General features: G+C 69.9%; 6 protein-coding genes and 1 pseudogene. 5 read left to right on the top strand and 2 right to left on the bottom strand.

The annotated features are described in order from the left end of the window. Nucleotides 1–184: pseudogene (locus tag BIV25_RS54750) on the bottom strand (hypothetical protein); the annotation flags it as partial. On the opposite strand from BIV25_RS54750, the gene BIV25_RS38325 reads away from it, so the two are divergent. After that, nucleotides 183–785, top strand: coding sequence for a 5-formyltetrahydrofolate cyclo-ligase (locus BIV25_RS38325; RefSeq protein ID WP_079177146.1), 603 nt, complete (start codon nucleotides 183–185; stop codon nucleotides 783–785). The pseudogene BIV25_RS54750 and the gene BIV25_RS38325 sit on opposite strands and share 2 nt — an antisense overlap. 71 nt (nucleotides 786–856) lie before the next feature. Here BIV25_RS38325 and BIV25_RS38320 read toward each other — a convergent pair whose 3' ends face one another. Next, the gene (locus BIV25_RS38320) at nucleotides 857–3682 is read right to left on the bottom strand and encodes a penicillin acylase family protein (RefSeq protein ID WP_071377155.1); all 2826 of its coding nucleotides are present in this window, start codon (nucleotides 3680–3682) and stop codon (nucleotides 857–859) included. 223 nt (nucleotides 3683–3905) lie between these two features. On the opposite strand from BIV25_RS38320, the gene BIV25_RS38315 reads away from it, so the two are divergent. From BIV25_RS38315 to BIV25_RS38300, 4 genes are all read left to right on the top strand, one after another. Further along, nucleotides 3906–5456: a potassium/proton antiporter gene (locus tag BIV25_RS38315; RefSeq protein WP_107486587.1), complete on the top strand. Its 1551-nt coding sequence runs from the start codon at nucleotides 3906–3908 to the stop codon at nucleotides 5454–5456. Between the two features lie 332 nt (nucleotides 5457–5788). Then, nucleotides 5789–7084 carry an MFS transporter gene (locus tag BIV25_RS38310; protein WP_071377153.1) on the top strand — a complete coding sequence of 432 codons (1296 nt, stop codon included), beginning with the start codon at nucleotides 5789–5791 and terminating at the stop codon, nucleotides 7082–7084. A gap of 67 nt (nucleotides 7085–7151) precedes the next feature. Further along, the gene (locus BIV25_RS38305; RefSeq protein WP_071377152.1) at nucleotides 7152–7469 is read left to right on the top strand and encodes an FmdB family zinc ribbon protein; all 318 of its coding nucleotides are present in this window, start codon (nucleotides 7152–7154) and stop codon (nucleotides 7467–7469) included. Between the two features lie 99 nt (nucleotides 7470–7568). Continuing rightward, on the top strand, nucleotides 7569–8402 hold the full coding sequence (locus tag BIV25_RS38300) for an S-methyl-5'-thioadenosine phosphorylase (RefSeq protein WP_071377172.1): 834 nt from the start codon (nucleotides 7569–7571) through the stop codon (nucleotides 8400–8402). The last annotated feature ends 265 nt before the right edge of the window (nucleotides 8403–8667 follow it).

Below are 8667 nucleotides of genomic sequence, written 5' to 3'. Positions count from 1 at the left end.
ACCGCGTGCCGAGGCCTGCCGCAGGGATGACAGCCTTGCTGATCCTGGGGTGCGACTGAGTCATGCCCGCCACCTTAACCGGTGGCTTTGTACGGAATCCGTAGCCCCGATTGGTTGACCCTTTATGACTGCATTGAACAATCAAGAAGGACGCGAGACGACCCGTGGAACACGAGGGACGCATGAGCGAGCCTGACAAGCGGACGTTGCGGCGGGAGCTCCTCACGGTGAGGAACAGGTTGACGCCGGATGACGCCGACGCGACAGGGCGGGCGCTGGCGGGGCGCGCCCTGGAGCTGCCCGAACTGGCGCGTGCGCGCACGGTGGCGGCGTACGTCTCCGTAGGGAGCGAACCCGGCACGCGGGCGCTGCTCGACGCGCTGCGCGCGCGGGACGTGCGGGTCCTGCTCCCCGCGCTGCTGCCGGACAACGACCTGGACTGGGGCGAGTACACCGGCCCGGACTCCCTCGCCCGGGTCCGGCACGGCGGGAAGATGGCGCTCTTCGAGCCCGCGGGCACGCGCCTCGGCCCGGACGCGGTGACAGGCGCCGACGTGGTCCTGCTGCCCGGGCTCGCCGTGGACGCGCGCGGGATGCGGCTGGGGCGCGGCGGAGGGTCGTACGACCGCGTGCTGGCCCGCCTGGAGCGCGCGGGCGTACGGCCCCGGCTCGTGGTCCTGCTCTACGACACGGAGGTCGTCGCACACGTCCCGGCCGAGGCGCACGACAAGCCGGTGCACGCGGTGGTGACGCCCTCCGGCGTGCGCCGTTTCCCGAGTGCCTGACCCATCGAAGGAGAACGGCCCTCCACGCGTGCGTGGAGGGCCGTTCCGGGTGCCGTGCCGCCGTCAGGTGCTCACGGCTTCAGGGTGAGCGTGTCGCTCGTGTTCTTGTCGACCGCCTTGGCCGAGAACGACCAGGGCAGCAGCTCGCCCTTGGCCCACAGGCTCGTCTGGTCCGTGTAATGCGCGCTGAAGGCGTGCCCGGAGGCGCCGGTCAGGTTGATCCACTTGGACTTGTCGAAGTCGGCGAGGTTCACGACCATCCGCATCGACGGCACCCAGACGACGCCGTAGCCGCCCGCGGCGTTCCAGCCGGTCGCGTTGACCGTGGCCTCGCCACCGCTGAGCTTCCAGGGGCCGCGGTTGAGGATGTACTGCAGGACCTGCGGGCCGTCGGTGCCGAGCGTCTGGTTCTTCAGGAACAGACGGTGCAGTCGGCCCCAGCTCCAGGTGTCGATGTCCTTGCCGAGCTTGGCGGTCAGCTCCCAGCGGGCGTCGATCATGGCCCGCGCGAAGAGCTGGTCCATGTTGTTCGCGGCGGGGCGGGTGCCCGACTTGGGCGTCTTCCACCAGTTGCTGTCCGGCGTGTCCATCAGGTTGCGCACGACCTCGAACCAGCGGTCGCCGCCGTCCGGCTGCGCCTGGTCGGCGTCGCGCTCACCGCACTCGCGCACCTTGGTGTTGTCGTCGACCGGACCGGTGCTGTCGATCTTGTCGACCCACAGGCACTGGCCCTTGACGCGCAGTTCCTTGGGCATCTTGTTGCCGAAGGCGAGCTTGAGGATGTTGCGCCAGACCGAGTTGAAGTACGCGGCCGCCGCGGAGTCGGAGTCCTGGGTGTAGTCCCAGCCCTCCAGCAGCTTCTGGGCCTGGCGCACGTTCTTGTCGTCCAGGTTGATCTTCAGCAGCTTCGGCACCAGGAGCTTGGCGATCTCGCTGCTGTTGTCCAGCTGCATCTGCCGCATGTCGTCGGTGGAGATCTTGCCACCGTCCTTGATCTTGGACTCGATCAGGTCGGTGATGCGCTGGCTGCGCGTGCCGTAGCCCCAGTCGGTGGTCAGGGTGTACGGGTACTTGTCCTTGTCGACCACGGCCTGGTTGGCGGTGACGATGTAGCCGCGCTTGGGGTTGTACTCGTAGGGGAGCTCGCCCTGCTTGATGAACCCGGTCCAGCGGTACTTCGACTCCCATCCCGGCGCCGGGACGGAGCCGTCGTCCACCGAGGAGCGTGTGGGGATCTTTCCGGGCAGCGTGTAGCCGATGTTGTTGCTGGTGTCCGCATAGACCAGGTTCTGGGACGGCACGTCGAACAGGGCGGCGGCCTGGCGGAACTGGCTCCAGTCGGAGGCCTTGTCGAGGGCGAAGACGGCGTCCATGGAGGTGCCCGGGTCGAGCGCGGTCCACCGCAGGGCGACGCCGTAGCCGTCTCCACGGTCGGGCGCGGCGGTGTTGACCGTGGCCTTCTTGCCGACCTGGACGAGTTCGCCGTCGCGGTCGGACAGCAGCGGCATCCCGTCCTGGGTCTGACGGACGACGATCGTCTTGGACGAGCCGCCGGCGACCTCGATGGTCTCCTCGCGGGTCTTGAAGGGCCGGACCTTGCCGTCGTACAGGTAGCCGTTCGCGGTGACCTTCTCCAGGTACAGGTCGGTGACGTCGACCCCGGAGTTGGTCATGCCCCACGCGACGTCGGCGTTGTGACCGATGATCACACCGGGCATACCGGCAAAGGTGTAGCCGCTGACGTCGTACTGGCACTGTGCGGAGACGGTCCGGCAGTGCAGGCCCATCTGGTACCAGACGGACGGCAGGGACGCCGACAGGTGCGGGTCGTTGGCGAGCAGCGGCTTGCCGGTGATGGTGTACTTCCCGGCGACGACCCAGGAGTTGGAGCCGATGCCCTGGCCGTTCACGCCGACGGCGGTCGGGACGTCGTCCAGGACGTTGTAGAGGCCCCCCAGCTGGCTCGTGAGCGACGATCCGGTCGCGCCCGACGCGGTGGAGCCGGTCGTGCCCGTCGTGCCCGCAGAAGCGCCCGTGGAGCCGGTGGAGCCGGTGGAGCTCGTGCTGCCGCCGGTCGCACCGGCCGTACCCGTCGTGCCCGTGCCACCGCTCTGCTGGAAGGTCTTGGTCAGCTCGTTGTACTGGCCCTCCTGCACGATCGGCTTGTTACGGCTGTAGGGGTACTCGGGGTACAGGTCCTTGATCTGCTGCGGGCCGAACCGGCTCGTCATCAGCGCGCGGTCGATCTCGTCCTGCATGTTGCCGCGCAGGTCCCAGGCCATCGCCTTCAGCCAGGAGACGGAGTCGACCGGGGTCCAGGGCTGCGGCTTGTAGTCGTTGGTGAAACCCAGCGCCGCGTACTCCAGGGAGATGTCCTTGCCGTCCTTGCCCTTGAGGTAGGCGTTGACACCCTTGGCATACGCGTCGAGGTACTTCTTCGTGGAAGCCGACAGCTTGGTGTCGTACTCCTGCTTGGCGATCCGGTCCCAGCCGAGGGTGCGCAGGAACTCGTCGTTCTTGACCTGGCTCTTGCCGAACATCTCCGACAGGCGCCCGGAGGTCATGTGCCGGCGCACGTCCATCTCGTAGAACCGGTCCTGCGCTTGGACGTAGCCCTGCGCCATGAACAGGTCCTCGTCGGAGGACGCGTAGATCTGCGGGATGCCGTTGCCGTCCCGCTTCACGTCCACCGGCCCGGACAGGCCCTGGAGCGTGAGCGAACCCGTGGTCTGCGGGAAGGAGGCGCGCACGGTGCTGATCGACCAGTACGCCCCGTAGGCGATGCCGCCGATGACGGCCAGGACCAGCACCAGCACGATCAGTCGGGCTCTGCGCCCCTTCTTCCTGCCGGACTTGGCGGGCTTGTCACCCGTTGTGGCGGTGGTATTCGGGGGCATCGCTGTCCTTGCTGTCCTAACGCGAGCGGCAGGTCGGGCTGTGACTTTGAATGAGCGCTGGAGCAACCATAGGCGCAGGGCCCTGTCCCGCTTGACTCGGAGTGGGGAACCAGCGTGCACGAACGTTCGATCTTGCCCCGACGAGCGTCAAGAAAGCGTCAAGGGTTAGGTAAGCTAACGAAGTACTTGGGTGCGGCGTGCCGCAGTCTCGGGTCTTGTGTACGTGCGCCCGCGCGCCTCGCGCGCGGGCCAAGGAAGGGAACCGCCGCTGACTGTCCACCACCTCGACCAGCTCCTGCTCGTCTGCTCCCTGGTCCTGCTCGTCGCCGTCGCGGCCGTCCGGATCTCCTCCCGCAGCGGGCTTCCCAGCCTGCTCGTGTACCTGGGGATCGGCGTCCTCATGGGCCAGGACGGCATCGGGCACATCCACTTCAGCAGCGCGGCGACGACCCAGGTCATCGGGTACGCGGCCCTGGTCGTGATCCTCGCCGAGGGCGGTCTCGGCACGAAGTGGAAGGAGGTCCGCCCGGTCCTCGCCTCCGCCTCCGTCCTGGCGACCGTCGGCGTCGCCGTCAGCGTGGGCGTCACGGCGGCGGGCGCGCACTACCTGGTCGGGCTGGAGTGGCGGCAGGCGCTCATCGTCGGCGCGGTGGTGTCGTCGACGGACGCGGCGGCCGTCTTCTCCGTGCTGCGCAGAATTCCCCTCCCCGCGCGCGTGACGGGCACACTGGAGGCGGAGTCCGGCTTCAACGACGCCCCAGTGGTCATCCTGGTCGTCGCCTTCTCCACAGCCGGACCGGTCGAGCACTGGTACGTCCTGCTGGGCGAGATACTCCTGGAGCTGGCGGTCGGCGCCGCCATAGGGCTCGCCGTGGGCTGGGTCGGCTCCTGGGCACTCAAGCGCGTGGCCCTGCCCGCCTCGGGCCTCTACCCGATCGCCGTACTGGCCATCGCCGTCACCGCGTACGCCGCCGGCGCCCTGGGGCACGGCAGCGGCTTCCTGGCCGTCTACCTGGCCTCGATGGTGCTCGGCAACGCCAAGCTCCCGCACTGGCCCGCCACGCGCGGCTTCGCCGAGGGGCTCGGCTGGATCGCCCAGATCGGCATGTTCGTCCTGCTCGGCCTGCTGGTCACCCCGCACGAGCTGGGGGACGACATCTGGCCCGCACTGGTCACAGGCCTGGTCCTGACCATGGTGGCCCGCCCGCTGAGCGTGGTCCTCAGCCTCGCGCCGTTCCGCGTGGCGTGGCAGGAGCAGACGCTCATGTCGTGGGCGGGACTGCGCGGCGCCGTGCCCATCATCCTCGCGACCATCCCGATGGTGAACGGCGTCGCCGGCAGCCGCCGCATCTTCAACATCGTCTTCGTCCTGGTCGTGGTCTACACCCTGGTCCAGGGGCCGACCCTGCCCTGGCTGGCGCGCATGCTGCGGCTGGGCGAGAAGGGCGAGGCCGCGGACCTCGGCATCGAGTCCGCGCCCCTGGAGCGGCTGCGCGGACACCTGCTGTCCGTCTCGATCCCCGAGGGCTCCCAGATGCACGGCGTCGAGGTCAACGAACTGCGGCTGCCGACCGGGGCCGCCGTCACGCTCGTCGTCCGCGATGCAAAATCGTTCGTTCCGATGCCGACGACCGTGCTGCGCCGGGGTGACGAACTGCTGGTCGTCGCCACCGACCCGGTGCGCGACGCGACGGAACGCCGGCTGCGCGCGGTCGCTCACGGCGGCAAGCTGGCGGGATGGCTGGGCGTGAGCGGGGCGACCGCCTGGCGGTAAGCGCGGGGCGGTGGGCACGGGGCGGTGGGCGCGGGGCGCACGGGAACAGGGAAAGTGTGCGTTACGGGTGCGTTTCGTGTGATTCACGCTTGCGTCAATCACAGGCGAACAGGCCCGACCGTGCTCGTTTTCACAGGTGCACAAGCCCTTGCTCCCTGTAGTATCAAGGCACCCAGATCGAACCAACTCTGTCTGATGCAGAGCTGGCGCGACCGTATGGCGGCCGGAGCGCCCTCCGCAGTGGCACCGGTATCTACCGCAGTTCCGCGCAAGAGGACAGCTCTCGGCGCCCCCGCACGGGCGCGCTACCAGGCGGAAGAAAGGCACGGGCCGTGGAATCCACGGTCACCACCGAGTCGGCGGAGAACCCGTCGGCGTCGCCCCGCCCGGGCTACGGACAGCTGCTGCGCACCCGCGGCGCCTGGACGTTCCTGCTCCCCGGTTTCGCCGCGCGCCAGCCGTTCGCGATGCTCACCCTCTCGATCGTGCTGCTCGTGCAGCACACCACCGGTTCGTACGGTGCGGCGGGCGCCGCCGCGGCCGCGACCGGTGTGTCCATGGCGCTGTTCGCGCCGTACAGCGGCCGTCTCGCCGACCGCTACGGCCAGCGCGCCGTGCTGCTCCCCGGTGTGCTGGTGCACACGCTGTCGGGCCTGGCCCTGACGGCGCTCGCGCTGGCGCACGCGCCGCTGTGGGCGCTCTTCCTGGCGGCCGTCCCGACGGGCGCCTCGGTGCCGCAGGTCGGCCCGATGGTGCGGGCGCGCTGGGGCGTGAAGCTCCAGGGTTCGCCCCTGATGACCACCGCGGCGGCGTTCGAGTCGGTCACGGACGAGCTGACCTTCGTCTTCGGTCCGCTGCTGGCGACCGCGCTGTGCACCGCCGTGACGCCCGCGGCGGGCCTGGTCACGGAGGGTGCGCTGACGCTCGTCGGCGGCCTGCTGTTCGCCGCGCAGAAGAGCACACAGCCGCCGGTCACCGCGGAGAGCGGGCACGCGCGCGTGGAGCACGCCTCCGCGCTGCGCGTACCCGGCGTGCGCGTGCTGGTCGTGACGTTCCTCGGGATCGGGTCCGTCTTCGGCGGCATGCAGGTGTCGCTGGCCGCGTTCACCGAGTCGATCGGCGAGCCCGGCCTGAACGGCGTCCTGTACGGCGTCTTCGCCGCCGGAAACATGCTGTCCGGCGTCGTCTGCGGCGCCATCGCGTGGAAGATCGCGCCCCAGCACCGCCTGGTCGCCGGCTACACGGCGCTCGCGATCACCGCGTCCGCCCTGTGGACGGCGCACTCGGTGCTGCTGCTCGCCGGGCTCGGCCTGCTCGTCGGCATGTCCATCGCACCGGCGCTGATCACCGGCTACACGCTGGTCGAGGGCCTGGTACCGGCCGCTGCCCGCACCGAGGCCTTCACCTGGCTGACCGGTGCGGTCGCGCTCGGGCAGGCGGCCGCCGTCACCGTCGCCGGCCAGCTCGAGGACCGGCTGTGGAACGGTGCCGGATTCCTGGTGCCGGCCGCGGGCACCGTGCTCGCGCTGGTGACCCTGGTGACGCTGCGATCGCGGCTGGTCGCCCGCCGGCGGAACGTCACCGTCGCACGTGGCGTCGGTCACCGCGTGCCGGTGACGGTGGACTGATCCCCGGGAATACGTCACTATGGACCGTCGTTAGCACTCATCGAGTCAGAGTGCCAGGAGGAAGACAGTGCCGACCTACCAGTATCAGTGCACCGAGTGCGGCGAGGGCCTCGAGGCGGTGCAGAAGTTCACCGACGACGCCCTGACCGAGTGCCCCAACTGCGGTGGCCGCCTGAAGAAGGTGTTCTCCGCGGTCGGCATCGTCTTCAAGGGCTCCGGCTTCTACCGCAACGACTCCCGCGGCTCCACGTCGAGCGGCAGCCCGGCGTCCAAGCCGTCCGGCTCGTCGTCGACCACGTCGTCCTCGTCGAGCGCCACGTCCTCGTCGTCCGACGCGAAGCCGTCCTCCTCCTCGTCGAGCTCCGCCAAGAGCTCCGCCGCCTGACCCGCTCGCACCGCACCCTGCCGTCGCACGACGGCAGGGTTTTCGGCGTTTCCGGGCACCGCCTCCCCCGCTCTTTCGCCGACAGCTACTGTGCTGGCCATGGCGAACGCAGAGATCGGTGTAATCGGCGGCTCGGGCTTCTACTCGTTCCTCCAGGACGTGACCGAGGTCCGGGTGGACACTCCCTACGGGCCGCCCAGCGACTCCCTCTTCGTCGGCGAGATCGCCGGCCGGCGGGTCGCCTTCCTGCCCCGGCACGGCCGCGGCCACCACCTTCCGCCGCACCGCATCAACTACCGGGCCAACCTGTGGGCGCTGCGCTCCGTCGGCGTCCGGCAGGTGCTCGGCCCGTGCGCGGTGGGCGGGCTGCGCCCCGAGTACGGTCCCGGCACCCTGCTCGTGCCGGACCAGATGGTGGACCGTACGAAGTCCAGGGCGCAGACGTACTTCGACGGGCTGCCGCTGCCCGACGGCACGGTGCCGAACGTCGTGCACGTCTCCATGGCCGACCCCTACTGCCCCACCGGACGCGCCGCCGCGCTGAAGGCGGCCCGCGGCCGGGACTGGGAACCGGTGGACGGCGGCACGCTGGTCGTGGTCGAGGGGCCGCGCTTCTCGACGCGCGCCGAATCGTTGTGGCACCAGGCGCAGGGCTGGTCGGTCGTGGGCATGACGGGCCACCCGGAAGCGGCGCTCGCCCGGGAACTGGAGCTGTGCTACACGTCGCTGACCCTGGTCACCGACCTCGACGCGGGCGCCGAGACCGGCGAAGGCGTCTCGCACGAGGAGGTGCTGGAGGTGTTCGCCGCCAACGTGGACCGGTTGCGCGGTGTGCTGTTCGACGCGGTGGCGTCGCTGCCCGGGACCGGGGAGCGGGACTGCCCGTGCGGGAACGCGCTCGGCGGGATGGACCCGGGCTTCGAACTGCCGTAGGACACCGGCCGGTTGCGGGCCGGTGCACAGCCGGACCGGGCCTGTGGACAACTCGGTGGGCAACCCTGTGCGCAACCCGGCGGAATTCCCCGTTCGGGTGGTCGAGTTGTCCACAAGCCGTCCGTCCTCCACCGTCTCCGACGGGATTCGGCGCGATGTCCCATCGTGGCATCGCAAGCCGAATTCCTCGTCGCAGGCGGTGGTTTCCCATGCCTTGGCCCTCGTTCTCCCCCACTCCGTCGTCACCTCCTCCCGCCCGTCCCGC

The sequence above is a fragment of the Streptomyces sp. MUSC 14 genome (assembly GCF_001866675.1).
Taxonomy (GTDB): Bacteria; Actinomycetota; Actinomycetes; order Streptomycetales; family Streptomycetaceae; genus Streptomyces.
The sequence above is the reverse complement of the archived record's forward strand: the minus strand, read 5'-3'. Positions and strand labels throughout refer to the sequence as shown.